The following is a 26,791-nucleotide window of genomic DNA, read 5'->3' on the forward strand; positions in this document are numbered from 1 at the left end:
CACCGGATCATCACCCCCACGTTCCGCTGGGGCGGTAGCCGTGGGCCATCAGTTCCTCCAGGCAGGCGATGGGGGCGTGCGGCACGACCCGGCCGTCGGGCGACCGGGCGAACACCTCACTGGACAGGACGCGTCCGTCGACGCCGTTGACCTCGCGGACGGAGGTGACCATGCGCTGGAGCCGGCCGCCGTTCTGGAACTCGTTGCGCCGCTCGATGAAGACGACGAAGTTCACCGCCCCCGCGATCAGCATCTGGCTGGCCTCGATGGGCAGTCGCTCCGTCGCCTGCAGGGCGTACGTCGAGATGCGGTTGAAGACCTCGCTGGAGCTGTTGGCGTGGATCGTGGACAGGGAGCCGTCGTTGCCCTGCGACATCGCGTTCAGCATCGTCACGATCTCGTCGCCGAGCACCTCACCGACGATGACCCGCGAGGGGTTCATACGAAGGGAACGGCGCACCAGCTCGGCCATGGAAATGGTGCCCTGCCCCTCGGAGTTGGGCAGCCGCTCCTCGAACGCCACCACGTTCGGGTGGAGTTCGGGGAAGGAGTCGAGACCGAGCTCCAGGGCCCGTTCGACGGTGATGAGACGTTCGTGCGGCGGGATCTCGTTGGCGAGGGCGCGCAGCAGTGTCGTCTTGCCGGCGTTCGTGGCTCCCGCGATCATGATGTTCTTGCGGGCGCGCACCGCGCAGGCCAGGAAGTGCCCCAGCTCCGGGGTGAGCGTGCCGTTCCCGACCATGTCGGAGATGAACACCTTGCCCATGCGGGCCCGTCGGATGGACAGCGCGGGACGCCTCGTCACGTCCATGACGGCGGAGAGACGGGACCCGTCCGGCAGCCGCAGGTCGAGCTGCGGGTTCGCGGAGTCGAAGGGCCGGGAGGAGAGACCGGAGTACGCACCGAGCACCTGGATCAGCTCGATGAGCTCCTCGTCGGTCTCGGCGACGGGCTCGCCCTGCACCTCGTGGCCGTCCGCGTAGCCGACGAACACCTGGTCGCAGCCGTTGATGTCGATGTTCTCGACCTCGGGGTCGTCGAGCAGCGGCTGGAGCCGCCCGACGCCGAACAGCGCGGCGTGCACGGCGGCCGCGTACTGCTCCTCGGTCTCGGCGTCCAGCGGTGTACGGCCCGCGTTGATCTCGGAGCGGGCCTGCTCCTCGAGGATCTGCGCTATGACGGCCCGCGCGAACTGGCGCTCGTCCTCGGTGGACATCGGCGTGACACCGTTGACCTGGTCGAGACGCCGCTGTTCGGAGATGCGGTCGCCGGCGTCCTGACGGAACCGCTTGACCAGTTGATGGTCGACAGCGGTCATCGCCCGGCTCCGGCGGCACGGCCGTCGGACCGGCCCTGCACGGCCGACTGGCCGGGCTGACCCGGCTGACCGGCCTGACCCGGCTGGGTCTGCGGTGCGTGGTGCGCCTGCTGCGCGTACTGACCCTGCTGGGACTGATGCGGCTGCTGGGGCCGCGCGGCGTGGGCGGAGGCCGTCCAGGCGGCGCCGTACTGCTGGTACAGGTCGGCGGTCACCTTGCGGGCGGTGCGGATCAGCAGCGACTTGTCGAGCCGGCCCCGCCTGCGGCCTGCCAGTTGCTCGGCGCCGGCCGGGTCGTCGGCGAGGGTGCCGACCACGCGGGCGCCGGTCTGGGCGTGCACGAGCATGTCGTTGACCTGGGAGGCGAGCTTGGCCGCGCTGCCGGTGTCGGCGATCAGGACGACACCGACCATGGGGCTGCCCGGCCCGGCGACACGCGAACCGCCGTTCAGCTTGCCGGCCAGGGCGGCGGCACGGTCCCGGACCCGGGCGAGTGCCTCCGGTTCGGTACGGGAGACGAGCAGGACGAGGGAGGCGTGCGGGAACAGCTCGACCGCCGGCGTGTCGCCGCTGATCCGCCCGCAGTCGGCGACGACGTCGGCGGCCGCGTGCGGGGAGTCGGCGAGGGAGGCGAAGGCGCGCCCGAGGGTCGGCCACAGCCCGGCGAGGCCTGCGGCCTGCTCGGAGTTGCCGAGTCCGACGAGCACTTCGAGTCCGCCGCTCAACGGCTGGACGTGGTCCCACAGCTGGTCGGGCACGAGTCCGCGCCGCGCGGTGGCGGCGATGGACAGCATGCCGGTGTTGGGGTTGAGCGGACCGCCGTGGGCGGCGGCGCTGCGGTAGACGAGGTCACCGCCTGCCGGGTCGGTCTCGGCGAGCAGCACACGTCGCGGCCAGACCGCCGCGAGAGCGACGGCCGCGGTGGTGACGCCGGGGGAACCCTTGTCGGCGGCGAGGGCGATCAGGGCCATGAGTGGGGTGCCGCCTTCTCATTGCCAGGAACGAGGACGAGTGCCACCTCGCCGTTGGAAGCGGCCTGGGTCAGCGCCGCGGCCTGAGCGCTGTCGACGACCAGCGTCACGGGCAGGTTGGCGCTGCTGACGATGCCGCTGTCGCCCCTCTGCTTGGGCACGGACTCCACGCGAGCCTGCTCGGCGATCACGGAACTGCTGCCGCCCGCCGCGGAGCCGCCGTCCTCGTCGGCTCCGCCCCCGGAGCTCGACCCGGCGCCCCCGACGCGGTACGCGGTGACGATGTCGCCGCCCTCGATCCCGGCCGGGTACTGCCCCTCCTTGAGGGACAGGCCGACGACGGACTTGCCGTCCGGGATCTTGGCCCCGTCACCGAACATGTCGCCGACGGCGACGACGTTGGCCGGGATGGTGCTGACGGCCTTGAGCTTCTTCAGCGCGGACAGCTGGGTCCACGGGATGTAGTTGATCTCCGGATCGTCGACGACGAGGATGGACTCGACGCTGCCGTCGTTGACCGCCTGTCCCGCCGGAATCTCCTTGGTGACCTTGACGACCTCGATCCGGTCCCCGACCTGGAGCACCAGCATCGTGGCACCGAGCGCGCCCACCAGGATCAGCAGCACCGCGAGCGCGGCCAACGCGGGTTTGCGCTCACGAGGCGGAGTGGGAAGCCGGTCACCGACCGATGGCTGAGCCGGAGCAGCGGAACGCCCCGCGCCCGCCCCCGCACGCTCCTGGATCTTCACGCAATCGCTCCCCGTACGCCCAAGATGATGTCTGCCAAGTATCTCGAAAATCAGGACACTTCACCCACGCCCGCTCGCGCACGGACACACGGGACGCGGGGCGCGGGACGCGGTCGGACCTACCGGGCCGACCTGGGCAAACAGCCAGCGTCGAGGTGAGTGTCAAGCCATCGCACCGTACCAGTCACACATCAGCCCCTCAAGGCACACCCAACGTCACGGACACCGCATGACACACCGTCACTGATCTACAATTTCACTCTTGGACAACCCCGTTGGGAACTGCGCCAAGGCGCAGCTCAACCCCTGTGCGCCGGCGAAGCGCCGAGCCCGCCGACCATCCATGAACCCCGCACGACTCGCTCACGTTTCACGATCTGCAAGGTTGCCGTGCCTGCCGCCTCATCTTCTCTCACCGCTGCTGCGCCCGTCACGACGCCCCCGCCCGTCGACCCGGCGGCGGTCGTGCCGCCCGGACTCCTGGATGCCCCGGCCCGCGTGCCCGACCCCCGCGACCGTCGGGGCCGACGTTTTCAGCTGACCACCTTGCTCGCCGTCGGCGTCTGCGCGACGACCTGTGCCGGGCACAACTCCCTTGTCTCCATAGCGGAATAGGCACGGCGGTGCGAGCAGGAGGTTCTGGCCCGGCTCGGCTGCCCGTACGATCCCTTCGCCGGGCGCTACCGCGCCCCGGGTGAACGCACCCTGCGTGACGCATTTGCCAGGGTCGATCCCGCGGCGCTGACCGCGGCCGGCTTCGCCCACCTGACTGCTCTGGCTACCGCCCCCCCATTGCGCCGGTGAACCCGGACGGCACCCACGAGCGTGAACAGCGCCGCGCCCACCGCACCGCCCGACGCGTCCGTCCAGGCCACCCCACCATCCGCAGACGTGCGATCGCCGTCGACGGTAAATGCCTGCGCGGTGCGGTACGCGCCGACGGATCGAAAGTGTTCGTGCTCAGCGCGGTACGCCACGACGACGCGCTGACCGCGGCCCTGCGTGAGATCGGCGCGAAGGCCAACGAAATCCCCCAGTTCGCCCCGCTGCTGGACCAGATCGCCGATACCGACCTCACCGACGCGGTCGTCACCGTCGATGCCCTGCACGCCCGGACTTCCCATGTCCGCTACCTCGTGGACGGCGCAAAGCGCACTACCTGCTCTCCGTAAAGCACAACCAGCCCATCCTCGCCCGCCAGTTGGCGAAGCTGCCCTGGCGTGAGATACCCGTCCAAGACCGTTCCCATGGCCGTGAGGAAGTACGCGAGGTCAAGGTCGCCAACGTGGACAACCTGCTGTTCCCGCACACCAAACAGGTCGTACGCATCCACCGCAGGCGTCATCGGCTCGGCACGAAGAAGTGGTCCACCGAAACCGTCCACGCGGTCACCGACCTCGCCGCCCACCAGGCCGACGCCGCCGAGATCGCCGCCTGGGCCCGCGGGCACTGGATGATCGAGGTGCGCCGTGAGGCGTTTCGCTACCGGACGGGGGTGAGAGACCCCTGGCGCCCGGCTGTCGCAGCAGCCAGGTGAAGCAGAGGGCAGCCGTCACGCCGCAGGAAGCGTGGGTGTGGCAGTGGCAAGCGGCCCTGACACCGTCGGGACGTGCGGGTACGGCCAGACCGCGCGGGTCCGGCCAGTGACTCGCGAAGGGATACGAAAGGAGCCGGTGCTTGACGCCTCGTTAGCCAGAACCGTTCTCGAACCTGGCGGATATGGGGCGGGACTGCGGTGCGAGCCGGGCTGTTTCGATAAGCAGGCTCCCGTCGGCTGCGGCAACCAGTGGTGGCGGACAGGCCGTTGCGTGTGTCTGCGGGCGCGACGGAGACCGCCGGGGTATAGCCGGGTCCCTCCCGTGAGGACCGGAACGAAGTGAACATGGGAACCATGCAGGGTCTGCCTTCCCCGTCTCCCGGCCAGGGAGTCGGGTGGCAGGCGCACCGGTGTCTGTCAAGTCAAATGAAACGAATGTGGCTCTATGAGATCTTTTGTTCTTTTTGATGTCGCTTGGCGGGGTGGTTGATCCATGCCTGGCGGGGGATGGATGGTGGGACGGGGCGGCGGTTGAACCGCTCCGGATGTTTTTCGTAGGCCGCTGTGAGGGTGGCGGCTCGTTGCTCGCGCACCAGCTCCGCGGTGCCGAAGTGCACGCTGGCCGGGGTGTGGTAGCCGATCCCTCAGTGCCGGTGGACGTGGTTGTAGTAGCTGATGAAGCCGTCCATCCAGTCCCGGGCGTGTGTCAGCGGGTCGAACCTCTGCGGGAAGTCGGGCTGGTACTTGGTGGTCTTGAAGTGGCTTTCGCTGTAGGGGTTGTCGTTGCTCACCTTGGGGCGTGAGTGGCTGCGGGTGACTCCGAGGTCGATCAGCAGCTGTGAGACCTTCTTGGAGGTCATGGAGGTGCCCCGGTCGGCGTGCACGGTCTCGGGCACGATGCCGTTGCGCTCGATGGTCTCGCGGATCAGCTCCTCGGCCCGGTCGGCCGCTTCGGCCCGTTCCACGGTGTGGCCGACGATGTAGCGGCTGTAGATGTCGATGATGACGTAGGCGTGGTACCAGATGCCCTCGTCCTCACCGGCCAGCTTCGTGATGTCCCAGGTGAACACCTGCGAAGGGGCGTCGGCGACGGGTTCGGGCACGGTCCTGGCGCCGTGGGTGGCGATCCGGCGCCGCTCGCCGTCCTGCCCGGCCTCCTTGAGGATCCGGTACATCGTGCGCTCGGAGCAGTGGTAGCGGCCCTCGTCCAGTTCGCGGGCGTAGATCTGGGCGGCGGCAGTTCGGCGTACTCGCAGCTGTTCATCAGCGCCAGCACGGCGGCCCGCTCGGCGGCCTACAGGGCGGTGACCGGGTCCGGACGCGGTCGCCTGGGTGCCGGCGGCCTGGGGTGCAGCCGCCGGTGGTGGGTCGCCCGGGAACTCCCGGTGATCCGGCAGGCATCCACGATGCCCACCAGCAGCCTCAACTCCTCGACCGCCGCGTGCAGGTGGCCGTCCAGGACCTGGCTCAGTCCGCGCTCCTGGACAGTGACTGCAAGAGCGCGTGTGTTTTTCCCGGCACCTCCAGAGCCGCGTTCCTCTGGTCCACCTCCGCACGCAGCCGCTCGTTCGCCCGCCGCAGCTTGGCGTTCTCGGCCTCGGCCGGGTGCTTCCTGGGGCGGACAGGGCTGGTGCGGTGATCGGACAGCCGCGCGAGCGCACCTGTGTCACGGGCCGTACGCCACTCGATCACGTGTGAGTGATACAGGCGCTCGCGGCACAGAACGGCGCCCTTCTCGCCGACCGGGGCGGCGTCGCACTCGGCGACGATCCGCAGCTTGTACTCGGCGGTGAAGGTCCGACGCTTCGGCTTCGAAGCCCGATCGGCACCGGGACCACTGCTGCTGGTCATACGTGTGGTTCTCCTGCTCACTCGTGCACCCAGGCTAACTGATCGCACCAAGGCGTCTCTCCTAACGCTGTCAGGGAGAACCGACAGGGGCCGCTACAGCCGGAGTTGTCGTGTTCCACGGGGTAGTTCGCAGTGGCGAAACCGGTAACCCCACCGATACTGTCAGTGTTCCACACGCACTTCTGTCTCACGGGGGCCACTGTGAAGCGCCACTTCCGTCCCGTTGCCGCCATCCTTGCCTCGACGGCAGTCCTACTGCTGGCGGCATGCGGCAGCGGGGAAGACGAATCCGCAAAGAACGACCAGATCGCCGGAGTCGACACCAATGACACGGAGCCGTCAGCGACGCCCACCGTGTCCGAGGACGCCTCGGGCGTCCAGCGTCCGGAAATGGTTTTTCCGTCGGACTTCATGATGGAGTTCGACCGCGTCAAGCCGTCCGACGCCAAGCAGACCGCAGCCCTCAGCGACGCCGAGAACTTCGTGCGCTCCATCAACCACGGCATCATCCAGCAGGATGCCGAGGACGCTGCGTACAAGTTCTACTCCACGCCTGGTAGCAGCGCTCAGGCGTATGCAAAGAAGCAGATTCAGCAGTACGTCGACGGAGGGTGGACCGTCACCGGCGTCCAGCGTTACACCCAGGCCAAGGTTGACACGGCGGGCGACGGCAGCCGCGCCTCGGTTTCCTTTTGCGACGACGACTCGAAGTTCTACGGTAAGGAGGTCAAGACCAAGAAGGTCCTGAAGACGGAGCCGAGCGACAAGGACTACTACTTCTTCGAAATCGTCATGACGACGTCCAAGGACACACCGGGCTTATGGAGCGCCGAGTCCATCGAGGTCCAGACGGAGGCCACACAGTGCAAGGCATAGACCGCCGAGCCCTGTTCGCTGTTGGCAGTGCAGCCGCCCTGTTCCTGATGTTCATCCCCACGGCCTTCGCCGGCGGTCCCGTCGGCAAGGGAACGGACACCGATGCCGGCCTCAAGGACGACGACCTCTATGCCAAGGCCACGGCGATCTCATACAACACGTCGGAGAATGGGTCTGGTCCCGCCGCAGGATCCGTGGCGGTCTCGGGTGGCGCCTGGGCACCCCCGGCATGCTGGCTGGCGCCCAAGTGGACAGCAGAGGAGTTCGCCAAGGAGACCGAGGCGAGCTACAAGGAGATCTCCAGCGACCCCAACCAGGCTCCTCACGCGAGGAAGGGAACGCACGAGTTCCGCCAGATCTACAAAGACGGCAAGTACAAGAATTACAACCTTGACATTGAGGGCGAGGGAATGTGGTGGGGACCGGTCGAGAACCCGAACTCCCCTATTCTCGAGCGAACCGCCTGCAACTCTACGCTTCCCTTCTGGGCCGAGAACGGCGAGACGCCGGACGTAGAGAACGCCATCACACCTGAAATCCTTGCCGGTCTGGCCTACGAGCAAATCAAGGTCCCTGGCACCGAGGTGACGCTCGCTCCCGACGGCGCGACCAAGGTCAACCTCCCCACGTGGGCCTGGCTGGACAACGGTGAGTTCAAGCCGGTATCCGTCACGGCTTCACTCAACGCACCCGGTCTGAACATCCAAGCCACCACCACGGCCCGACCGATCGCGTTGAAACTGCAGCCCGGAAGCGCTGACGCCACAACCCACCCCGCGTCCGGCGAATGCGACATCGGCAATGACGGTTCCATCGGCGAGCCCTACGCCAAGGGCAAGGCCGACCGGACGCCGCCCTGCGGGGTCACGTACCTACGCTCCTCCGGGGACGGGACCTTCACCCTCCAGGCCACTGTCACATGGGAGATCACCTGGACCGGCACAGGCAGCGTGGGCGGCGATCTGCCCGACGGCACCTTCGGCAACGACCAGGACGTCATCGTCCAGGAAATCCAAGCAGTAAACCGATGAGCGCACCGACTGCTACGACGTAAACCGAAAATTACCCACAGGAACAGAAATCAGGCATGAGTGATCTACGCCTAGAAGACACCGTCTTCGTGCAGCTGAAGAAAACCTTTTCCTCCATCAGTGACCGCATGGAGACCACTCGCCGCACCCTTCGAAGCACCGATGCCTCGGCCGTCGGTGAGAGTAAACTCATCGAGGATGTACAGGACTTCGCCGACGACTGGGGCCATGGAATCAAAAATCTCGGCAAGCACACACACGGTGCCGTGAAAATGATCAAAACCATCGGTGAGACATTTGACAAGCTCGACCTCGATCTGGCCGAGTCACTCAAGGCGGCCAAAGCTCAGAAGAAGGGAAAGTAGAGGTGGCCGGAACCCGCCCTGCATTCCCCCACATAGGCTGGGACCCCACCCCGGGAGACGTCGAGGACACCCGAGAACTGGCCAAGAAACTCGGAAGTCTGGCCAGCGAGCTGGGTACAGCGGTGAAACAACTCGAACGTATCGAGTGCGGAGCTTGGAAGGGCAAGACCGCGATCGCCTTCACCGAGTACATCGGCGAGGACGTAACTCCCCTCATCCGAAAAGGCCATGAATCCTTCAACAAAGCCTCCCGGGCCTTGCACCGATGGGCCAACGACCTGAAGGAATTTCAGGACGAGGCGAACCGGCTGGAGAAGACAGCCGGTGAAAAGCTCGACGCCAAGGCCAAAGCTGAGAACGAGGCCAACGGAAAAGGCAGCAAGTCACTCGGGGAAGCCTCCAGCGCTGTAAACGAGGTCACCCAGAAGGTGTACGACCTCGAAAAGAGGTACAAGGAAGCCGCCCGGGAGATCGGTAAGGAGCTCGACAAGGCTGCCGACATCGCTCCCAGCGAACCAGGCTTCTGGGGCAAGCTGGGCCAAGGCATCACTGACGCCTGGGATGCCACCGGCGAGTGGCTTAAGGAACACGCTGATCTGATCAAGGTAATCGGTGACGTTCTCAGCGACGTCACCGCTGTGCTGGGAATGCTGGCCATCGTCACTCTCCCTTTCCCGCCACTCGCAGCAATTTTTGGGACAGCCGCCCTCATCGGAGCGGGACTCTCCCTGGCAGCTCACGGAGTGGCCAAGGCGGCTGGAGCCGATGTGAGCTGGGCACAGCTGGGCTTGGACGCGGTGGGGCTACTGCCGGGTATCGGGATGTTCAGCAAGGGCGTCAAGGTGATCGGTGCAGCTCAGGCCGCAACGACGGCTGGCAGGCTCGGCAAGGGATTCGAAGCCACCAAGATCGGCAGTTCACGGGTACTGCTGTCCTCCGGGAAGGAATCCGCAGACATTGCAGGCGGGCTCGGCAAGGCCGGACTGGTGAAGATCGGCGGCATGTCCGAGGACGTCTACCAGGTCACACACTCGAGTAGCGGCCTGATGTCACGTATGGGTGGCCTCGCAGTTGCCGGCTACCACCAAGGGCAGTTGATCGGGACTAAGGGGGCCAATCTCGTCGGGGCGAACATCAATCCGTTGGGAATTGGTGGTATGGCTCTGGATGCCGGCCTTAAGGTCGCGCCCAAGGTCTACGGTCATGTGGCGGCAGATGACTAGTCCGGCGTTTCGGCCCCAGATGAGTAAGTACCTGACTCGGTTTGACACCGCAGAACACGAATACACCGGCATCGAGGCCACAGCGGAGGAAGGTTCATACTAAAATGAACGTATGGCAGCCCAAACCGGATGAGATTCTCCTCGCCCGCGCTCCCATCACGTTCGCCACAGGTGAGGCAACGCGGGTCAAGGGAATGCGGTGGTTTCGCGACACCGAACGCCGCGATATTCAGCACGAGCTGACCGGTTGGCCTCCCGGGCCTGTCTACACGGCCCACTCCAGGGGTGGCACGACCGCCCGGAACACCGTCAAGGGCACAGTGATGGCGGCAGGCGCCGTGATCATCGGCTTCCTCTCCTCGCACGGTGGAAATATCAGCGGCACCCCGTCCTCAAATGTGGGTACGGACACCTCGGACGACCAGGCGGATGAGGTCAACGACTTCCCGGTCATGTGGGCCGACCCAGGCACCGTTGCGCGCGCCCTGCCCTGGCAACTGGATCCCGCGCGCTCCCCCGCTAAGCACTACCGCACACATGCGATCGTCACTGACCAGCGGATCGTAGTCGTGGGCTTCCCTTACATCAAAGAAGACGACAGGCTCATCAGGGACGAGCTCCTCTGGGAGGTCCCTCGATACCTCATCGCGAACGTCGAACTGCGGAATTTCAAAGTCGGGCACGACGCGAAAATCGTCTTCACGGACGGCTCATGGTGCAGAGTGAGCAGTGCGAACCGGGAAAGACTCACTCGGTACCTGATCGAGCCGCTGGATTTCATCCCATTGGAAACGCTCACCCTGGCTCAGCGGAACACGGCTGAATCGTTCGCCGCATCCCAGGCCCCGGATGCGCAGCCGCCGCTCGTGAAGCGAAATACATGCGGCTGCCTTCGAGTCGAGATCTTGGCACCGAGCACAGTACACGCCTTCTTCGGCCACTCAGGCCTGAACACGGTCATGGACGCGCACGGCACCGAACTCAGACTCTCGGAGTACCACCCACAAGACTTCTTGACCTGACACTCCGCTCCGGTACAATCACTGCTTTTGATCGAAACGGGCCTTCACGCCATGACACCCGCCGCCGAGTCCATGAACCCTCTGTATGTCAGTGCCATTCAGGGAGACCTCCCACCTCTGTGGTTCCTCGCCCCCGAGGGATTTTTCGCCCTTCCCGTCGCCACCACCGCCGAGGAACGCGCCGAACGTGCCCGCTCGTTCGTACAAGAGCTGTACTCACGTGGAGACGAGACCATCTGGGAGCCAGCCGCTCTCTACTACACAGCGATAGCCGAGTCCATGGGAGAAACCGGGGTCTCCTACGCCGCTATGGGTCTGTTCTCCACAGCGGGGGAAGCCGACATCCCTGAGAGCAACACGATCCGGTACGAGCCCACCGAAGGCGTGGCCCAGTGCTCCTTCACCGTAGGCATCGTCGCCACTGACCATGACGAGGCTGACACTGATGTCGTGGCCCAGGGAATCCTCGCTACGCTCGCCGACGATCCGCACAACGACGCCGTCTGGCTGGATCTGCCATGCGGACCTGCGGTGTCCTGCGTGACCATGCGCGAGTACACGCTCGCCCCGGAGCTGACGGCGAGCGGTGAGAAGACGACACTTCTCACCGGGAAGATCCAGGTCCACGTCCCCTTCCCGACGGGCCCGTACACGGCTGTCTTCACTCTCTGCACAGCTTCTCTGGACCACTGGACTGAGATCTACCGCCTGCTGTCGGCCCTTCTCCAGACGGTTTCCTTTGTCGCCCCAGCCGAGTAGCTCACCAGGCCCACACATTGAACGAACCAGGACCGGGGTTACTTTTCCCTTCCATGTTCCAGGGCATGGTAATCACTCATGCGGCGCCTTCCTGACACGGCAGGCGCCGGAGCAAACATCCCTGGCGCCCCGGTCGGCAGCGGCTGAACCGCGCCGACCGGGGCGCCAGGGCATCGATGGGGCGGCGGCTCAGCCCTTCGCGCTCTTCGCCAGCTGCTCGTCCAGGTCCTCGTAGGCCTGTTTGGCCTTCTTCAGGAACTCGGACATGCCCTCCAGTCCCTCCATGGCCTTCTTCGCACCCTTGGTGAAGTCCTTGAAGGACTCCTCGAAGGCGGACGAGCCCTTCTGAGTGGTGTAGCCGTTCTCCACGAGCGCCTTGATCCGGTCGTCGATGGTGTCGAGCTCGCCGTGCAGCCGGTTCATGTCCTTCAGAAGCTTGCCGGCTTCCTTGTCCATCTCGGCATAAGTGATATCTGCGTCTTTGCCCTTGCCGGCCACGACGCTCCCTCCCGTTTTCGTTCGCCGCGGGGCCTTCCCCCGGCGCTCGTCGGGATCGTCGGCCACTCGGCGCCGACCATCCGCGTGAGCAAAGATCTTACGGGTGTGGCTGTTGGGATCCCAGGATGTTGTGCGAGCAGAGCGTGAACTGGTGCACATCCCGTTGTCACACGGGGTGCCTGGCCAACTAGACGAGTAAGTCCGAAGTCTCGTTGAGCGCAAAGGGTGAGGGTCCCGTTGGTCGATGTGTGACGAACGACCTCGAGACCCTCATCACCGCACTGTACGTGAAGATCGACGACGAGTTGGGAGGGCCGCGTTGGCTGGGCAGGCCGCCGTTGCTGACCGACTCCGAGCTGGTGTGCGCCGCGGTCGCCCAGGCGATGCTCGGATTCACCTCCGAAGCCCACTGGCTGCGCTACGCCCGCAAGCACCTGGCCGGGATGTTTCCGTACCTGCCCCAGCAGTCCGGCTACAACAAACGCCTGCGCGCGGCGCTCGGCCTGGTCAAGCGGGTCGTCCGGATGCTCGCGAAGGCGTCCGACTTCTGGCTGGACGACTGCTGGATCGTGGACTCCACCCCGGTGCCGTGCGGCATGTCGCGGCCCACCGTGAAACGCTCCGACCTGGCCGGATGGGCCGGATACGGCTACTGCGCCAGCCACTCGCGGTTCTTCTGGGGGCTGCGGCTGTACCTCGTGTGCACCCCGGCCGGGATGCCGATCCTGTGGGCCCTGGCGGACCCCAAGATCGGCGAACGCGAGGTGCTGGCCGCGATGCTGGAGGTCGAAGCAGGCGTCGTCGCCGAGCACGACGGCATCCTGCTCATCTCCGACAAGGGCTTCGCCGGCCGAGCTTTCGAGCAGTTGCTGGCCGACCACGGCATCACCTTGCTGCGGCCCTCCCGCAAGCGCGAGAAGGCCCGGTACGGCGAGCCGATGCTGAAGAAGGTCCGCCAGCTGATCGAGTCGGTCAACGACACCCTCAAAGGCCAGCTCGACCTGGAGGGCCACGGAGGGCGCAGCTGCGCGGGCGTCGCGGTCCGCGTCGCCCAGCGCATTCTGGCCATGGCCGCCGCGATCTGGCTGAACAACCTGACCGGCGCACCGATCACTCGATCGTTGATCGCCTACGACCACTGAAGACATACGACTTACTCGTCTAGGGTCGCTCCCACCGTGTTCAGCGCTCCGGGGGAGGCCTCGGGCCAACGAGGAGGACGCACGTGCGCCTGAGCCTGACCGTCGTCGACCCGGCTGCTGGAGCGACCGCCGACGTGGTGCTCGACGCGGACCCGGAGTCGTCGGTGGGTGACATCACACGGGAGTTGGCGCAGCACGTCGGACCGGGTGGCAGCGCGCAGGTCATCCCCATCGGGAGCCACCGGGGAACCGGTGGACCGCTACAGGCTTTCGTCGACGGTTACCCGCTGGATCCGGCCGCCACCGTGGTCGAGTCGCCGCTGCGCGAAGGCGCCGTCGTCAGTCTGCAGGATCCGGCCGGCTGCGTCTTCGGGGAGCCGACCGGAGTGGTGGAGTTCCGCGTCGCCGGCGGTCCCGCGGCGGGCTCGGTGCACCGGCTGGGCGTAGGCCGGTACGACATCGGCAGCGGCCCGGCCGCACACCTGCGCATCGACGATCCCGAACTGGAGGCGCGTGCAGCGACGTTGTCGATCGCCATGGACGGCGCCTGCAAGGTCACCGTGCACGCGGAGAGCGGTAGGGCATCCGGTAAGGAAAACGCGTCCGGCAAGGAGCGCGGGGGCGACAAGGAGGGCGGCGGGGACGACGCATCCACCGCTCGGCGCGACGGTGAGCCCTTCGAAGGCGACGACTGGCCTCTGGGGTCTCAACTGGCGATCGGCAACAGTCTGTTCGACCTCATCACGTATCTCCCGCCGGATGCTGCCCTGAAGTGGTCCGAGGACGGCACAGGTCTCGACTACAACCGTCCCCCTCGGCTGCGGCCCGCCGAGCGTCAGACCCGGTTCCGTTTGCCGTCGCCGCCCGGCGACTTCGAAGTGCGGCCGCTGCCCTGGCTGATGGCGCTCTTCCCACTGGTCGGTGCCGTGGTCGCGGTCATGATCTTCGGACGCTGGTACTACATGATCATGGCCCTGCTGAGCCCGATCATGCTCTTCGGCAACTACTTCGTGGACAAGAAGCACGGCCGGAAGTCGCACGCCAAGCGGATGAAGGAGTACAAGGAGACCAAGAAGCGGATCGAGAAGGACGCCGAGGACGCTCTGGTCACCGAACGGTCGGACCGGCGCCAGGCCGTTCCCGATCCGGCCGCCGTGTTGTCCTTCGGCACCGGCCCCCGCACCCGGTTGTGGGAGCGGCGGCGTACCGACGCCGACCATCTGTTGCTGCGCGTGGGAACCGGCCGGGTCCGCTCCGAAGTCGTCCTCGACGACCCGGAGCAGGACGACCACAAGCGCGAGGTCACCTGGCAGATAGAGGACGCGCCGGTGGCGCTGCCGCTCAAGGATCTCGGGGTCATCGGCATCGCCGGTCCCGGCGAGTCCGCACAGGCTCTCGGGCGCTGGGCCGTGGCGCAGACCGCGGTGCTGCACAGCCCCATGGACGTGCAGTTCTACGTACTGACCGAGCAGGGGGCGCGCACCCGCTGGGACTGGACGCGCTGGCTCCCGCACGCGCGTCCGTCGGGTGAGCAGGACATCAACGTCCTGATCGGTACGGACTCCGAGACAGTGGGTTCCCGGGTCGGTGAGCTGACTCAGCTGCTCGACGCGCGGCAGAAGGCGTTGAAGGAGGGCGACCGCCGTGACGGCCCGGCGTTCTCCGACCCCGACATCGTGGTCGTCTGGGACGGGTCCCGTCGGCTGCGTTCGCTGCCCGGTGTGGTCCGGCTGCTGCGCGAAGGGCCGGCCGTCGCCATGTACGCGATCTGTCTGGACGCCGAGGAACGTTTCCTGCCCGGGGAGTGCCAGGGCGTCGTCGTCGCCGAGCCGCGACGGACCGAGGGCACCGCGAACACCGCCGGCACCGCCCAGGCCAAGGCAGCGCAACCTGCCGTCGGCGGGTTTCCCTCCTTCCACGCCTGGCACCAGGCCGCCCCCCGGCCCCAGGAGAGCGCACCCGAGGACCTCGAACTCCGGCTTCGGGTGGAGCAGAGCGGTGCCCGTCGGCTGACCGGCGTCCGGCCCGATTTCGTCTCCGCCGGCTGGTGCGCGCGGCTGGCCCGGTCGATGTCTCCCGTGCGCGACATCAGCGGCGAGACGGCGGACTCCGCACTGCCCGCCGCGAGCCGCCTGCTCGACGTCCTGCAGCTCGAGCCTCCGACGAGCGACGCGGTCGCCGCCCGCTGGCGGATGGGCGGCCAGTCGACGATGGCCGTGATCGGCGAGTCCTACGACGGTCCGTTCGGCATCGACATGCGCAAGGACGGCCCACACGGTCTGATCGCCGGTACCACCGGTTCGGGTAAGTCGGAGCTGCTCCAGACCATCGTGGCGGCGCTCGCGGTGGCGAACACTCCGGAGAACATGACCTTCGTGCTCGTCGACTACAAGGGCGGCTCCGCGTTCAAGGACTGTGTGAAACTGCCGCACACCGTCGGCATGGTCACCGACCTGGACGCCCACCTCGTCGAGCGGGCCCTGGAGTCGCTGGGTGCAGAGCTGAAACGGCGCGAACACATCCTGGCCGACGCGGACGCCAAGGACATCGAGGACTACCAGGACCTCGTACGACGGGACCCCTCGCACGCGCCTGTGCCTCGGCTCCTCATCGTCATCGACGAGTTCGCGTCGATGGTGCGCGACCTGCCCGACTTCGTGACCGGACTCGTGAACATCGCGCAGCGAGGGCGGTCCCTCGGTATTCACCTGCTGCTCGCGACGCAGCGGCCCAGCGGCGTCGTCTCCCCCGAGATCCGCGCCAACACGAACCTCCGTATCGCGCTGCGTGTGACGGACGCCGGCGAGTCCTCGGACGTCATCGACGCACCGGAGGCCGGGCACATTTCGAAGAGCACGCCCGGCCGGGCGTACGTACGCCTTGGCCACGCCTCCCTCATCCCGTTCCAGTCCGGACGGGTGGGAGGGCGGCGTCCCGGCGCGGCGGATCCGCAGGCGCTGGCGCCCTGGGCGGGGGAGCTGACCTGGGAGGACCTGGGACGGCAGGCGTTGCGCAAACCCAAGACGGAAACCCGCGAGGACGACGAGATCACCGACCTCAAGGTCCTCGTGGATGCCGTACGGGACGCCCACCAGGTACTCGGCATTCCGGCTCAGCACTCCCCGTGGCTGCCCGCCCTGGAGGAGAGCCTGCAGCTGGACGATGTTCCCGCGGTGCGCCCCCGAGGTGCACTGCCCGCTGCCCCGTACGGCGTGGAGGACCTGCCCGGCGAGCAGGCCCGACGCCCGGTGGCCGTGGACTTCGCCACCTTCGGTCACCTGCTGGTCGGCGGTGCCCCTCGCACCGGCCGCTCGCAGTTGCTGCGGACCATCGCCGGTTCCCTGGCCCGTACGCTCTCGTGCGCCGATGTCCACCTGTACGGCATCGACTGCGGCAACGGCGCCCTCAACGCGCTGACCCGGCTGCCGCACTGCGGCGCGGTCGTCGGCCGTAACCAGCTGGAGCGTGTCGTACGGTTGTTCACCCGCCTGAGCACAGAACTCACTCGCCGCCAGGACCTGTTCGCCGAAAGCGGCTTCGCCGACATCGGGGAGCAGCGTGCCGCTGTCACCGAGGAGGAGCGGCTGCCGCACATCGTGCTGCTGCTGGACCGCTGGGAGGGCTGGCTGCCCACCCTGGGCGACTACGACCACGGCGACCTGACCGACCAGCTGATGACCATGATGCGTGAGGGCGCGAGCGTCGGTCTCCACGTCGTGATCACCGGTGATCGGCAGGTCCTGGCGGGACGCATCTCCTCGCTCACCGAGGACAAGTACGGTCTGCGCCTGGCGGACCGCGGCGACTTCTCCATGCTGGACATCAACTCCCGCAAGGTGCCCGAGGAGATCCCGCCGGGACGTGCCTTCCGCAACGAGACCGCCACGGAGACACAGTTCGCACTGCTCTCCGAGGACACCACCGGTCAGGGGCAGGCAGCGGCCCTGGTCGCGATCGGCGAGGCCGCCACCGCCCACGACGCCGACGTCCCCCGTTCCCGCCGTCCGTTCCGGGTCGACGTCCTGCCGAGCCGGATCTCCTTCGCTGACGCCTGGGCCATGCGCGACACGCACACGAGCGGATCACGGCTGTGGGCCGTGGTGGGTGTGGGCGGTGACGAGCTCACCGCCTTCGGCCCCGACCTCGGCCAGGGCGTCCCGGCGTTCGTGATCGGCGGTCCCGCCAAGTCCGGGCGCAGCACGGTGCTGATGAACTTCGCCCGGTCGTATCTCGCCCAGGGCGTCCGTCTCGTCGTCGCCGCTCCTCGCCCGTCACCACTGCGGGAACTCGAGGGACGGGAAGGCGTGCTGAAGGTCTTCACCGGCCGTGACATCGACGAGGACGAATTGGAGGAGACCATCTCGTCCGCCAAGCCCGGGGACCCGGTCGTCGTCCTCGTCGACGACGCCGAGGTACTGGACGACTGCGACGCCGAGGACGTCTTCAGACGGATCGTGGAGCGTGGCGGCGAGGAAGGGCTCGCCGTCGTCATCGCCGGTGACGAGGAGGAGATCTGTGACGGTTTCTCCGGCTGGCAAGTCGACGCGAAGAAGGCGCGCCGCGGCGTCCTGCTGTCGCCGCAGGACTCGTCCGCCGGAGATCTGATCGGTATCCGTACGACGCGGAGCATGGTCGGTGGTCAGATCTCACCGGGCAAGGGGATGCTGCACCTGGGCAGCGGGGATCACCAGACGGTCACGACCGCGATGTGACGTCGCATGTGACGCGTGGGCCCCGGATCCGTCCGTCGAACACCGGATCCGGGGCCCGTCCGTGCCGTCACTTGGTGTCATACGGCTGGCAGGGCGCGGACCTCGGGTCCGTGGGTCGACAGCAGTCGGTTGCCGGGGAGTCCGACCTGCCGGGTTTCTCCGTGGTCCCTGTTGTCGTCGTAGACCCGGCGGGCCTTGCCCGATGCGGCGTCCAGGGCGAAGGCGCCACCGCCCAGTGGGCCGGAGGCGCCGTACGGGGTGGCGCCGGCCTTCAGGAACGTCTGCGGCACATGGCCGTCTCCCGGGTCCTCGCAGAGCCAGGTCCGCGGGCCGGTCTTCGCGTTCACGGCCCAGACAACGCCGTCGTAGTCACCGTCGGCCAGGAACACTTTGCCGTCGTGGAAGAGGAGTTGGGCGCCCGGACGGCAGACGCCCGGTTTGGACCAGCGGGTTGTGCCCTTCTCCTCGCGTCGTAGGGGACTAGCGGATCGCCGCTGACCAGGAACAGCCCGTCGTGCGTGAGGAGCGGCACGCCGGTGCCGGTGCTGTCGGCCGCGGCCGACTCGTGCCACAGCGGCTGAGGTGCCGCACCTGCCGACGGGGTGGTGAAGTCCTCGCCCGCGGGTTCAGCCGAACCGCCCTTGTCCGGACCGTCCGTTGCCGCGTCGGTGGCGTCGTCCCCTGACGTGAGCGCCCAGGTGACACCGCCGCCGACCGCCGCGACGGCCACAGCGCCGCCGAGGGCCAGGCCGGGTATCCGACGGCGGGAGGAGACAGAGCCGGTCTGCGCGCCGTCCGGGCCGCCCCGTACCGTGCCGGGGAGGGGCACGCCGGGGCCGTGACCGCTTTGGGGCGCGCCGTACGCGGGTGCCGGGACACCGCCGGGCTGCGTGCCGTACCCGGCCGACGGCGTACCGGGCGACGGTGCCCCGTCCAGCATCGTCGGCGGAGGACCGGAGGAGGCCGCCGGCTGTCCCGGGGGGGGGCGACGCCGGTTGCCTTGGGAGCCTCCAGGTCCAGGATCCCCGCGGCGTGGGTCGCAATCGTCGACACAACCGCGGAGGGCAGCCAGCCCCACAGGACCGCGGCAATGCCCTGCTCGGCCAGGGCTGCCACGATCTCCGAAGGTACCGGTCGCTGCTCCGGGTCCTTCATCAGGCAGGCACGGACCAGACCGAGCAAGGACTGCGGTACGCCGGTGAGGTCCGCCTCTCCGTGGACGACCTGGTACAAGAGGGCAGCATGCGAGGCCGCACCGTCACCGAAGGCACCCCGTCCGGTCGCCGCGAACACGAGTACGGCTCCCCGTGAGAAAAAGCCGGCCGCCGTGCCGATGTCCTTGTCCGTCGCCTGCTCCGGCGACATGTAACCGGGTGAACCGACCACAACCCCGGTCTGTGTCATGCGGCTTCCGTCCACCGCTCGCGCGATGCCGAAGTCGATGACGCGCACCCCTTGCGCTCCTTGCGCTCCTTGCGCTCCTTGCGCTCCTTGCGCTCCTTGCGCTCCGTCCGACTCTCCCCCGTCGCACCCGTACCCGGGAACCTTTCAGCAGGGTAGTGGTCGGCCCCACGTCCTCACGGCTGCAGCAGGTCGACCTTCACGTCCGCCGCGAAGCCCGTCGTCGGCCCCACCCGGCGCGCGAACTCCTCGACCGCCGCCAGCTGCGGCGGGCCGAAGCTGAAGTCGAGGGTGGTGAAGTACTGGGCCAGCGTCTTCTCGTCGAAGGCCTCCCAGCGGGACGCCTGCTCGGCGACCTTGCCGACCTCCTCCAGGGAGAGGTCACGGGAGGCGAGGAAGGCCTCGTGCACCTTCCGGGTGAGGGCCGGCTCGCGCTCCAGGTAGTCACGGCGCGCCGCCCAGACGGCGAAGACGAACGGCAGCCCCGTCCACTCCTTCCACAGCGCGCCCAGGTCGTATACGTCGAGCCCGAAGCGGGGCCCGTCGATCATGGTCGCGCGCAGGGCTGCGTCGCCGATGAGGACGGCCGCGTCGGCCTCCCGCATCATCAGGCTGAGGTCGGGCGGGCACCTGTAGTAGTCGGGCTGTACGCCGAACCGCTCGGCCAGCAGGAGCTGGGCGAGGCGGACGGACGTGCGCGAGGTCGACCCGAGGGCGACGCGGGCGCCGTCCAGGCGGTCCAGCGGGACCTGCGAGACGATCACGCACGACATCACCGGGCCGTCGCAGCCGACGGCGATGTCGGGGAAGGCGACCAACTGGTCGGCATGCTTGAGGAACTCGACCAGGGTGATCGGCCCGATGTCGAGATCTCCCTGCACGAGCTTCTCGCTGAGCTTCTCGGGGGTGTCCTTCGACAGCTCGAAGTCGAGGAGAGTGCCCGTTCTCGCAAGCCCCCAGTAGAGGGGCATGCAGTTCAGGAACTGAATGTGTCCGACGCGCGGCCGGGTGCGAGGATTGTCCACATCGCGAGGCTAGACCTCGTGCCACGGGGCGGACTCCCCGGGCCCGGTATCGCCTCGACGCATGAAGCGGAAGTGAACATTCAAACATTCGGGTGACGTGATCTTGACCTCTATTGCGTGCGGGCGGTCGCGTGCTAGGCTCGTCCGCAAGTTGCAGTTTGGTTTCCCTTGCAGTACAGAGCCTGCGGAGCATGTGACCGCGGGCTCTCGTCGTTCTCAGACGGATGCGATTGTGCAGAATTGGTCTTCACACTTGCTGGGTTCTGGAGCAGGGCAACCCTTTGGGCCCAAGGAGGGCTTATGGCTACCGGAACCGTGAAGTGGTTCAACGCCGAAAAGGGCTTTGGTTTCATCGCCCAGGAAGGCGGAGGCCCCGACGTCTTCGTCCACTACTCCGCGATCAATGCGAGCGGCTTCCGCTCTCTCGAAGAGAACCAGCAGGTGTCCTTCGACGTCACGCAGGGCCCCAAGGGCCCGCAGGCGGAGAATGTCACCCCGGTCTGATCCTCTCCGATCCGGGAACGACTAGCAGTACCCAAGGAGCCCCGCGCCGTCAGGCGAAAGGGGCTCCTGCCTTTTCCCGGCGCCCTGAAGCAGAGCTGCCGCGCACGCCCTGTCAGTGGCGGCGGTTAGTCTCTCCGTCCATGACCGATGCCATCCGCGCCTTCTACGACGCCGTCGCCGAGGACTACGCCGACCGCTTCCGCGACGTTTTCGCCGCCCAGCCCTTGGAACTGGCGCTGCTGACCGGATTCGCCGGGCTCGTCAGAACGGCGAGCGGCACCGGCGGCAAGGTGGCCGACCTCGGATGTGGTCCCGGGTGGGTGACGGCCCACCTGGCCTCCCGCGGGCTGGACGTCTTCGGCCTCGACCTGTCGGAATCGATGCTCAGGGTCGCCCGCCGCGAGAACCCCGGCCTGCGGTTCGAGCAGGGTTCGATGCGGGAGCCGGGCATCCCGGACGGCACGCTGGCCGGCGTCGTCTCGTGGTACTCGAGCATCCACACCCCGCAGGAGGGCCTGCCGGCGCTGTTCGCCGGATTCCGCCGGCTCCTGGTGCCCGGGGGGCATCTGCTGCTCGCCTTCCAGGCCGGCGAGAAAGCCCTCCGCCTCGAGCGCCCCTTCGGTCATCCGGTCACCCTGGACTTCCAGCGGCGCCGTCCGGACCGGATGGCCGAGGCCCTGGAGACGGCCGGGTTCACCCTCGTGCTGCGATCCGAGCGGGCCGCGGACGAGGAACAGGGCGAGTCGACGCCCCAGGCGTTCCTCATCGCCCGCAGACCGCCCGCCGACCGCTCAGGACCACCGTGTGCGGGCCACGTTCGCGTTGTCGAAGGGCAGGTCGGCGAGTGATCCGTTCCGCGCCGGCGCCCTGAGGCGGGGCGGGCGGATCGTGGCGACGGCGTCCGTCGCCGGCGCCGGGATCGCCGGCACCACGGGCCAGACGCACCACGGGCCAGACGCACCACGGGCCAGACGCACTACGGGGCCTCCACGGCCGGCGCCATCGGCCTGGTCCGCGCCCTCGCCGCGCGCGGCGGCCGAGCACGGGGTGACGGTGAACGCGGTCGCCTCCGGGTTCGTCGAGACGACGATGACGGCCGCGGTCCCGCCGCTCATCCGCGGGGCGGGCCGGCGCATGAACTCCCTGGCCCAGGGCGGCCTTCCCGTCGACATCGCCGAGACCGCCGCCTGGCTCGCCCACCCGGCCCCGGGCGCGGTCAACGGGCAGGTCGTACGGGTCTGTGGCCAGAGCCTGCTGGGGGCGTGACCACCATGGCCTCCGTACCCCCGCTCCCCTCCGTACCCCCGTTATCTTTTTCGCGGCCTCACCGTCCCCAGTGCCCCTCGCCCGCTCACCCGCCCTCGCGCCCCTGCTGGCGCGCGGTGCGCTGCTGTCGCCGTTCAAACGGCCCCGCCCCGACGCCGTGTGCCCCCCCCGCACCCGGCTGGTGCTGCCCGGGCTGCGGGTGGTTCTCGCGCGGCTGGCGGCGTACGAAAGGATCTGCGGCTTCCCGGCCGGGGAGGACGCGCTGCCGCTGACGCATCCCCATGAGCTGGGCTTCCCGGCGGCCACGCGGCTGATGAGCGGCCGGGACTTCCCGCTGCCACTGCCGGGCTCGTCCACACGTCGATCGAGATCACCCGGAACCGGGCCGTGCCCGCCACCGGGACGCACGAACTGAGCGTGTACGTCGAAGGGCTGGCACCGCACCGGCGCGGTACGGAGGCCTCCTTGGTCACCGGGATACGGACGCCCGGCGGCGGCCTCGTACAGGAGTCACGGAGCACGTATCTGGCCCGGCACCGCACCTTCGGGCACACCGCCCCGCCCCGGGAGAAGACGTCAGGGACCACGCGGCCCCTGCCCGTCGTCGACGCGTGACGGCGGGCCGGGGACACGGGGCGGCGGTACGGAGCCGCGTCCGGCGACCGCAACCCGGTCCATCTGCACCCGCTCGCCGCACGGCTCCTCGGCTTCCCCCGCGCCGTCGCGCACGGCATGTGGACCGCGGCCCGCTGCCTCGCCGCGCACGGCGTCCCGGAAGCCGTGACGGTCCGGGCCGGCTTCAGGGCGCCGGTCCTGCTGCCGGGCACGGTGACGTACAGAGCGCGGGGCGGGCGCTTCGAACTGCGCGGCCCCGGCGACCGCCTTCACCTCACCGGGGAGGTCCGCCCGGCGTGAACGACCGCGTCGGCCCCGGCGCCCCCGACCCCGACCCCGGCCCCGGCCCCGGCCCCGGCCCCGGCGGCCGAGGCTTCCTCCTCGGGCGGTGACCAGGGGCGGCCCGCCATCAGGTCGCCCAGTCCCGCCCAGGCGAAGTTCATCAGGGTGGCCGACGCCTGCCGGGCGGTGACGCCCGGGGTGCTGTTGGACCAGTCCGCGAGGGCCTCCGCGGCGCCGACCAGGGCCTCCGCGAGCCCGGCGACCTCACCGCCGGGGAGGTGGGAGTCCATGGGGCTCCCACCCGCTCGTGGGGGGTCCCCCCTGCTCGAGCGAGGTCGAGGACCTGGGGGGAGCAGCCGAGAGCCCGGGGGAGCGCTTCGCGGGCGGCGGCGAGGATCAGCTCGGTCACGAACGTCACGATGTCCGCGCGTGTCGCGGCGATCTCGGCGGCGAAGACCTCGCCGTGCGTACGGGCCTGGAGGTGCAGGACGGCCCAGCCGTCCGGGTGCCGCGCGGTGTGGGTGGAGAACGCCGTCAGGCCCGACCAGAGCCGGCGGTCCGCGGGCAGTACGGGCCGGGCACCGGCGCGTACCGCCTCGAGAAGAGCCTTCGCCTCACGGCGGATGCACGCGATGAAGAGGTCTTCCTTGGAGTTCAGGTACAGGTAGACCAACGGCTTGGAAACGCCCGCCAGTTCGGCGATCTCGTCCATCGACGCGGCCATGTATCCGCGCTGGGCGGAGGTCTGCACGGCGGCGTCCAGCATCTGCTGTTCGCGGACCGCACGCGGCATCCGTTTGCTCTTCACGGCACCCATACGGATCAGCCTACGGGGCGAGGGCACCCTCACCCGCCCGCACGGGAAACCCACCCCGTCCGGGCCGGACCGGTCGCGCCGCCGGGCTCCTACGAGGCCTGTGCCTGTCCCCGCCCCTGTCCCTGCACCTGCGTGCCGCGGGCGGCGTCGTCGGCGTCGTCCTCCTGGTTGCGGTTGGCCTCCAGGCCGGCCTTCGCCCGGTCGACGCGGCGCACGATGTTCTCGGAGGCCACGTCCCGCTGCTTGCGCAGGACGACGAAGCTGATCGGTGCCGAGAACACCAGGGCGAGCAGGACGATCCACAGCCCGTTGGAGTCGCCCAGGCCACGCGGGGCGAGACCCGAGTGGACGAGGCCCCAGACGACCAGGAGGCAGCCCACGAAGATCCCGAAGCGCATCAACGTGTAGCGGAGCATCTTCTCCCACTCTCCCGGACGAACAGCCAGAACGTATCCCAAGGGGTTCCCAATGGGACACCCTCCAGTGAAGCACGCCCGCACCCGGACGACCGCGGCGGGGTCGCAGGCGGGTGCGTACGGTCAGGTCAGCGGCAGCAGCATGACGACGTCGTCCCGCTCGTCGCCCGGGGCCACCCGGATCGCGCCGGGGACCCGGCCGACCTCCTTGTAGCCGCAGGAGCCGTAGAAGCGCTCCAGGCCGAGGCCGCCACGGCAGGTGAGCCGGATCGCCTCGATGCCGGGGAGGGTGCGGGCGGCCCGTTCGGCGGCGGCGAGCAGGCCACGGCCGTACCCCTTGCCCTGGTGGCGGGGATGGACCATCACCGTGTACAGCCAGAGCCAGTGCGTCATCAGGCGGTGGGTGTTGAGGGTGAGGAACGCCGTCGCGGCGACCCTCCCCTCCTCGTCGAACCCCACGAGCAGCCGGGACCGTTGCTCCTCCATCGCCACGAACTGCCGTACCAGCTCGGGGCGGACGTCCTCCGGCGTCACCGGCGGCACGAAGCCGACGGCTCCGCCCGCGTTGGTGACGTCCACCCACAACTCCATGATGCCGTCACGGAGTCCGGGAGTGACGGGCGGATCCAGAGTGAAGGTCAGCGGCGCGAAAAGGGGGTCCTCCGGCATGGAAAGAGGGCTCTCCGGCATGGGACGGGATTCCTCCTCAGACCCGCATCGGCTGCGGGGACTCACGGCGGGCGGGGTCAGCGGCGTCGTACTCACGGATGATCTCGTACCGCGTGTTGCGCTCCACCGGGCGGAAACCGGCGTCGCGGATCAGGTCCAGCAGGTCCTCGCGGGTGAGCTTGTGCGGCGTGCCGAAGTCGTCCGCGTCGTGCGTGATCTTGTACTCGACGACCGAGCCGTCCATGTCGTCCGCGCCGTGCTGGAGGGCGAGCTGGGCGGTGTTGACGCCGTGCATCACCCAGAAGACCTTGACGTGCGGGACGTTGTCGAAGAGGAGACGGGAGACGGCGAACGTCTTCAGCGCCTCGGCCCCGGTCGCCATCTGCGTCCGGGCCTGGAGGCGGTTGCGCACCTTGCCGTCCTTCATGTCCACGAAGTCGTGCTGGTAGCGCAGCGGGATGAAGACCTGGAACCCGCCTGTCTCGTCCTGGAGCTCACGCAGCCGCAGCACGTGGTCGACACGGTGGCGGGGCTCCTCGATGTGGCCGTAGAGCATGGTGCAGGGGGTCTTCAGCCCTTTCCCGTGGGCCAGCCGGTGGATCCGCGACCAGTCCTCCCAGTGGGTGCGGTGGTCGACGATGTGCTGCCGGACCTCCCAGTCGAAGATCTCCGCGCCACCGCCGGTGAGGGACTCGAGCCCGGCGTCGACCAGCTCGTCGAGGATCTCGGACGCGGACATCCCGGAGATGGTCTCGAAATGGTGGATCTCGGTGGCGGTGAACGCCTTCAGCGACACGTCCGGCAGCGCGGCCTTCAGCTCGCGCAGGGAACGCGGGTAGTAGCGCCAGGGCAGATTGGGATGGAGCCCGTTGACGATGTGCAGTTCGGTGAGGTTCTCCCCCTCCATCGCCTTCGCGAGCTTCACCGCCTCCTCGATCCGCATCGTGTACGCGTCCTTCTCCCCCGGCTTGCGCTGGAAGGAGCAGTACGCGCAGGAGGCGGTGCACACGTTCGTCATGTTGAGGTGGCGGTTGACGTTGAAGTGGACGACGTCGCCGTTCTTCCGCGTCCGCACCTCGTGCGCCAGCCCGCCCAGCCAGGCCAGGTCGTCCGACTCGTACAGCGCGATGCCGTCCTCGCGGGACAGCCGCTCACCGGAGCGGGCCTTCTCCTCCAGCTCGCGCTTGAGCCCGACGTCCATGCGGATACCCCTTTTCTGAGAAAGACTCCGCCAACCGTAACGCCCCGGCTACTGGACCTCTTCGGGCAGCTCCCCCACGCGGTTCTCCCACTTCGTGGAGAGCACGATGGTGGTACGCGTCCGGGAGACGCCCTTGGTGCCGGACAGCCGGCGGATCATCCGCTCCAGCCCGTCCACGTCGGCCGCCCGCACCTTGAGCATGAAGGAGTCGTCGCCGGCGATGAACCAGCAGTCCTCGATCTCCCGCAGGTCCTTCAGCCGCTGCGCCACGTCCTCGTGGTCGGCGTCGTCGGAGAGCGAGATGCCGATCAGGGCGGTCACCCCGAGGCCGAGCGAGGCCGCGTCCACGGTGGCGCGGTAGCCGGTGATGACACCGGCCGCCTCCAGCCGGTTGATCCGGTCGGTGACGCTGGGTCCCGACAGGCCGACGAGGCGCCCCAGCTCGGCGTAGGAGGCCCGGCCGTTCTCTCTCAGGGCCTGGATGAGCTGCCTGTCCACCGCGTCCATGCGATCGAAGCCTTCCGCTGAAGAGGTCTGAACG

The 26,791-nt window shown here is 68.2% G+C and carries 25 protein-coding genes and 3 pseudogenes; 14 read left to right on the plus strand and 14 right to left on the minus strand.

Annotated elements, in window-relative coordinates; translation table 11 throughout:
* Positions 1–10: 10 nt before the first annotated feature.
* Genes HUV60_RS13780 through HUV60_RS13790 form a run of 3 tightly spaced genes read right to left on the minus strand, consistent with a single transcriptional unit; the run spans position 11 to position 3,038 of the window.
* On the minus strand, positions 11–1,318 hold the full coding sequence (locus HUV60_RS13780; RefSeq protein WP_257850984.1) for a CpaF family protein: 1,308 nt from the start codon (positions 1,316–1,318) through the stop codon (positions 11–13).
* On the minus strand, positions 1,315–2,289 hold the full coding sequence (locus tag HUV60_RS13785) for a hypothetical protein (protein WP_257850983.1): 975 nt from the start codon (positions 2,287–2,289) through the stop codon (positions 1,315–1,317). Before HUV60_RS13785 ends, HUV60_RS13780 begins: the two co-directional genes overlap by 4 nt.
* Positions 2,280–3,038 (minus strand): hypothetical protein, encoded by a 759-nt coding sequence (locus HUV60_RS13790; RefSeq protein ID WP_257850982.1) that lies wholly within the window; start codon positions 3,036–3,038, stop codon positions 2,280–2,282. Before HUV60_RS13790 ends, HUV60_RS13785 begins: the two co-directional genes overlap by 10 nt.
* Before the next feature lie 800 nt (positions 3,039–3,838).
* Between HUV60_RS13790 and HUV60_RS13795 the strand changes: the two genes are divergently transcribed.
* Both HUV60_RS13795 and HUV60_RS13800 read left to right on the plus strand, forming a co-directional pair.
* A complete protein-coding gene (locus HUV60_RS13795; RefSeq protein ID WP_257850978.1) occupies positions 3,839–4,210 on the plus strand; it encodes a hypothetical protein in 372 nt (123 codons plus the stop codon).
* A gap of 29 nt (positions 4,211–4,239) precedes the next feature.
* The gene (locus HUV60_RS13800) at positions 4,240–4,575 is read left to right on the plus strand and encodes a hypothetical protein (protein ID WP_257850977.1); all 336 of its coding nucleotides are present in this window, start codon (positions 4,240–4,242) and stop codon (positions 4,573–4,575) included.
* A gap of 644 nt (positions 4,576–5,219) precedes the next feature.
* Here HUV60_RS13800 and HUV60_RS13805 read toward each other — a convergent pair.
* The gene (locus HUV60_RS13805) at positions 5,220–5,750 is read right to left on the minus strand and encodes a DDE-type integrase/transposase/recombinase (RefSeq protein WP_257850975.1); all 531 of its coding nucleotides are present in this window, start codon (positions 5,748–5,750) and stop codon (positions 5,220–5,222) included.
* 292 nt (positions 5,751–6,042) lie between these two features.
* Positions 6,043–6,426, minus strand: a complete 384-nt coding sequence (locus tag HUV60_RS13810) for a hypothetical protein (protein WP_257850974.1) — start codon at positions 6,424–6,426, stop codon at positions 6,043–6,045.
* A gap of 201 nt (positions 6,427–6,627) precedes the next feature.
* On the opposite strand from HUV60_RS13810, the gene HUV60_RS13815 reads away from it, so the two are divergent.
* From HUV60_RS13815 to HUV60_RS13840, 6 genes are all read left to right on the plus strand, one after another.
* Complete coding sequence (locus tag HUV60_RS13815) at positions 6,628–7,302, plus strand: hypothetical protein (protein WP_257850973.1); 675 nt, start codon at positions 6,628–6,630, stop codon at positions 7,300–7,302.
* On the plus strand, positions 7,290–8,333 hold the full coding sequence (locus HUV60_RS13820) for a hypothetical protein (protein WP_257850971.1): 1,044 nt from the start codon (positions 7,290–7,292) through the stop codon (positions 8,331–8,333). The genes HUV60_RS13815 and HUV60_RS13820 overlap by 13 nt, the downstream gene beginning before the upstream one ends.
* A 56-nt stretch (positions 8,334–8,389) precedes the next feature.
* The gene (locus tag HUV60_RS13825; RefSeq protein WP_257850970.1) at positions 8,390–8,698 is read left to right on the plus strand and encodes a hypothetical protein; all 309 of its coding nucleotides are present in this window, start codon (positions 8,390–8,392) and stop codon (positions 8,696–8,698) included.
* Positions 8,699–8,700: 2 nt separating this feature from the next.
* On the plus strand, positions 8,701–9,921 hold the full coding sequence (locus HUV60_RS13830; RefSeq protein ID WP_257850969.1) for an enoyl-CoA hydratase/isomerase family protein: 1,221 nt from the start codon (positions 8,701–8,703) through the stop codon (positions 9,919–9,921).
* A 104-nt stretch (positions 9,922–10,025) separates the two neighbouring features.
* Positions 10,026–10,943, plus strand: a complete 918-nt coding sequence (locus HUV60_RS13835; RefSeq protein WP_257850968.1) for a hypothetical protein — start codon at positions 10,026–10,028, stop codon at positions 10,941–10,943.
* A 27-nt stretch (positions 10,944–10,970) separates the two neighbouring features.
* A complete protein-coding gene (locus HUV60_RS13840) occupies positions 10,971–11,702 on the plus strand; it encodes a hypothetical protein (RefSeq protein ID WP_257850967.1) in 732 nt (243 codons plus the stop codon).
* Positions 11,703–11,891: 189 nt separating this feature from the next.
* Here the strand turns inward: HUV60_RS13840 and HUV60_RS13845 are convergent, their stop codons facing one another.
* Positions 11,892–12,200 carry a WXG100 family type VII secretion target gene (locus HUV60_RS13845; protein WP_042176546.1) on the minus strand — a complete coding sequence of 103 codons (309 nt, stop codon included), beginning with the start codon at positions 12,198–12,200 and terminating at the stop codon, positions 11,892–11,894.
* A gap of 248 nt (positions 12,201–12,448) precedes the next feature.
* Here HUV60_RS13845 and HUV60_RS13850 point away from each other — a divergent pair, with 248 nt between their 5' ends.
* A complete protein-coding gene (locus tag HUV60_RS13850) occupies positions 12,449–13,342 on the plus strand; it encodes an IS982 family transposase (RefSeq protein WP_257848832.1) in 894 nt (297 codons plus the stop codon).
* A gap of 83 nt (positions 13,343–13,425) precedes the next feature.
* Complete coding sequence (locus HUV60_RS13855) at positions 13,426–18,054, plus strand: FtsK/SpoIIIE domain-containing protein (RefSeq protein WP_257850966.1); 4,629 nt, start codon at positions 13,426–13,428, stop codon at positions 18,052–18,054.
* 77 nt (positions 18,055–18,131) lie between these two features.
* Here the strand turns inward: HUV60_RS13855 and HUV60_RS13860 are convergent, their stop codons facing one another.
* From HUV60_RS13860 to HUV60_RS13870, 3 genes are all read right to left on the minus strand, one after another.
* Positions 18,132–18,443, minus strand: coding sequence for a hypothetical protein (locus HUV60_RS13860; RefSeq protein ID WP_257851801.1), 312 nt, complete (start codon positions 18,441–18,443; stop codon positions 18,132–18,134).
* Between the two features lie 91 nt (positions 18,444–18,534).
* Entirely contained in the window at positions 18,535–19,458 is a 924-nt protein-coding gene (locus HUV60_RS13865) for a hypothetical protein (RefSeq protein ID WP_257851736.1), read from the minus strand.
* A 173-nt stretch (positions 19,459–19,631) separates the two neighbouring features.
* A complete protein-coding gene (locus HUV60_RS13870) occupies positions 19,632–20,480 on the minus strand; it encodes a menaquinone biosynthetic enzyme MqnA/MqnD family protein (RefSeq protein ID WP_257850965.1) in 849 nt (282 codons plus the stop codon).
* A gap of 300 nt (positions 20,481–20,780) precedes the next feature.
* On the opposite strand from HUV60_RS13870, the gene HUV60_RS13875 reads away from it, so the two are divergent.
* From HUV60_RS13875 to HUV60_RS13890, 4 genes and pseudogenes are all read left to right on the plus strand, one after another.
* Positions 20,781–20,984, plus strand: a complete 204-nt coding sequence (locus HUV60_RS13875) for a cold-shock protein (RefSeq protein WP_003992177.1) — start codon at positions 20,781–20,783, stop codon at positions 20,982–20,984.
* A 140-nt stretch (positions 20,985–21,124) separates the two neighbouring features.
* Positions 21,125–21,832 carry a class I SAM-dependent DNA methyltransferase gene (locus HUV60_RS13880; protein WP_257850953.1) on the plus strand — a complete coding sequence of 236 codons (708 nt, stop codon included), beginning with the start codon at positions 21,125–21,127 and terminating at the stop codon, positions 21,830–21,832.
* Between the two features lie 10 nt (positions 21,833–21,842).
* Positions 21,843–22,250 (plus strand): annotated as a pseudogene (locus tag HUV60_RS13885) (SDR family oxidoreductase); the annotation flags it as partial.
* A gap of 43 nt (positions 22,251–22,293) precedes the next feature.
* Positions 22,294–23,165: pseudogene (locus HUV60_RS13890) on the plus strand (MaoC family dehydratase).
* On the opposite strand, the pseudogene HUV60_RS13895 reads toward HUV60_RS13890, so the two are convergent.
* The 5 genes and pseudogenes from HUV60_RS13895 to HUV60_RS13915 form a co-directional block, all read right to left on the minus strand.
* A pseudogene (locus tag HUV60_RS13895) lies at positions 23,135–23,964 on the minus strand (TetR/AcrR family transcriptional regulator). The pseudogenes HUV60_RS13890 and HUV60_RS13895 sit on opposite strands and share 31 nt — an antisense overlap.
* 89 nt (positions 23,965–24,053) lie before the next feature.
* A complete protein-coding gene (locus HUV60_RS13900; protein ID WP_257850951.1) occupies positions 24,054–24,380 on the minus strand; it encodes a DUF4229 domain-containing protein in 327 nt (108 codons plus the stop codon).
* A gap of 123 nt (positions 24,381–24,503) precedes the next feature.
* The gene (locus HUV60_RS13905) at positions 24,504–25,070 is read right to left on the minus strand and encodes a GNAT family N-acetyltransferase (RefSeq protein WP_257850949.1); all 567 of its coding nucleotides are present in this window, start codon (positions 25,068–25,070) and stop codon (positions 24,504–24,506) included.
* Positions 25,071–25,086: 16 nt separating this feature from the next.
* Positions 25,087–26,250, minus strand: a complete 1,164-nt coding sequence (mqnE, locus tag HUV60_RS13910; RefSeq protein WP_257850948.1) for an aminofutalosine synthase MqnE — start codon at positions 26,248–26,250, stop codon at positions 25,087–25,089.
* A gap of 48 nt (positions 26,251–26,298) precedes the next feature.
* Positions 26,299–26,757: an Lrp/AsnC family transcriptional regulator gene (locus HUV60_RS13915; protein WP_257850947.1), complete on the minus strand. Its 459-nt coding sequence runs from the start codon at positions 26,755–26,757 to the stop codon at positions 26,299–26,301.
* Between the last annotated feature and the right edge of the window lie 34 nt (positions 26,758–26,791).

Source organism: Streptomyces sp. KMM 9044 (assembly GCF_024701375.2).
Lineage (GTDB): Bacteria > Actinomycetota > Actinomycetes > Streptomycetales > Streptomycetaceae > Streptomyces.

What these genes read in the sequence shown, in the direction of transcription:
- HUV60_RS13780 (WP_257850984.1), bottom strand. Translation starts at nt 1,318, where the DNA reads ATGACCGCTGTCGACCATCAACTGGTCAAGCGGTTCCGTCAGGACGCC.
- HUV60_RS13785 (WP_257850983.1), bottom strand. Translation starts at nt 2,289, where the DNA reads ATGGCCCTGATCGCCCTCGCCGCCGACAAGGGTTCCCCCGGCGTCACC.
- HUV60_RS13805 (WP_257850975.1), bottom strand. Translation starts at nt 5,750, where the DNA reads ATGTACCGGATCCTCAAGGAGGCCGGGCAGGACGGCGAGCGGCGCCGG.
- HUV60_RS13810 (WP_257850974.1), bottom strand. Translation starts at nt 6,426, where the DNA reads ATGACCAGCAGCAGTGGTCCCGGTGCCGATCGGGCTTCGAAGCCGAAG.
- HUV60_RS13825 (WP_257850970.1), top strand. Translation starts at nt 8,390, where the DNA reads ATGAGTGATCTACGCCTAGAAGACACCGTCTTCGTGCAGCTGAAGAAA.
- HUV60_RS13835 (WP_257850968.1), top strand. Translation starts at nt 10,026, where the DNA reads ATGAACGTATGGCAGCCCAAACCGGATGAGATTCTCCTCGCCCGCGCT.
- HUV60_RS13865 (WP_257851736.1), bottom strand. Translation starts at nt 19,458, where the DNA reads ATGACACAGACCGGGGTTGTGGTCGGTTCACCCGGTTACATGTCGCCG.
- HUV60_RS13875 (WP_003992177.1), top strand. Translation starts at nt 20,781, where the DNA reads ATGGCTACCGGAACCGTGAAGTGGTTCAACGCCGAAAAGGGCTTTGGT.
- HUV60_RS13880 (WP_257850953.1), top strand. Translation starts at nt 21,125, where the DNA reads ATGACCGATGCCATCCGCGCCTTCTACGACGCCGTCGCCGAGGACTAC.
- HUV60_RS13900 (WP_257850951.1), bottom strand. Translation starts at nt 24,380, where the DNA reads ATGCTCCGCTACACGTTGATGCGCTTCGGGATCTTCGTGGGCTGCCTC.
- HUV60_RS13905 (WP_257850949.1), bottom strand. Translation starts at nt 25,070, where the DNA reads ATGCCGGAGAGCCCTCTTTCCATGCCGGAGGACCCCCTTTTCGCGCCG.
- mqnE (WP_257850948.1), bottom strand. Translation starts at nt 26,250, where the DNA reads ATGGACGTCGGGCTCAAGCGCGAGCTGGAGGAGAAGGCCCGCTCCGGT.
- HUV60_RS13915 (WP_257850947.1), bottom strand. Translation starts at nt 26,757, where the DNA reads ATGGACGCGGTGGACAGGCAGCTCATCCAGGCCCTGAGAGAGAACGGC.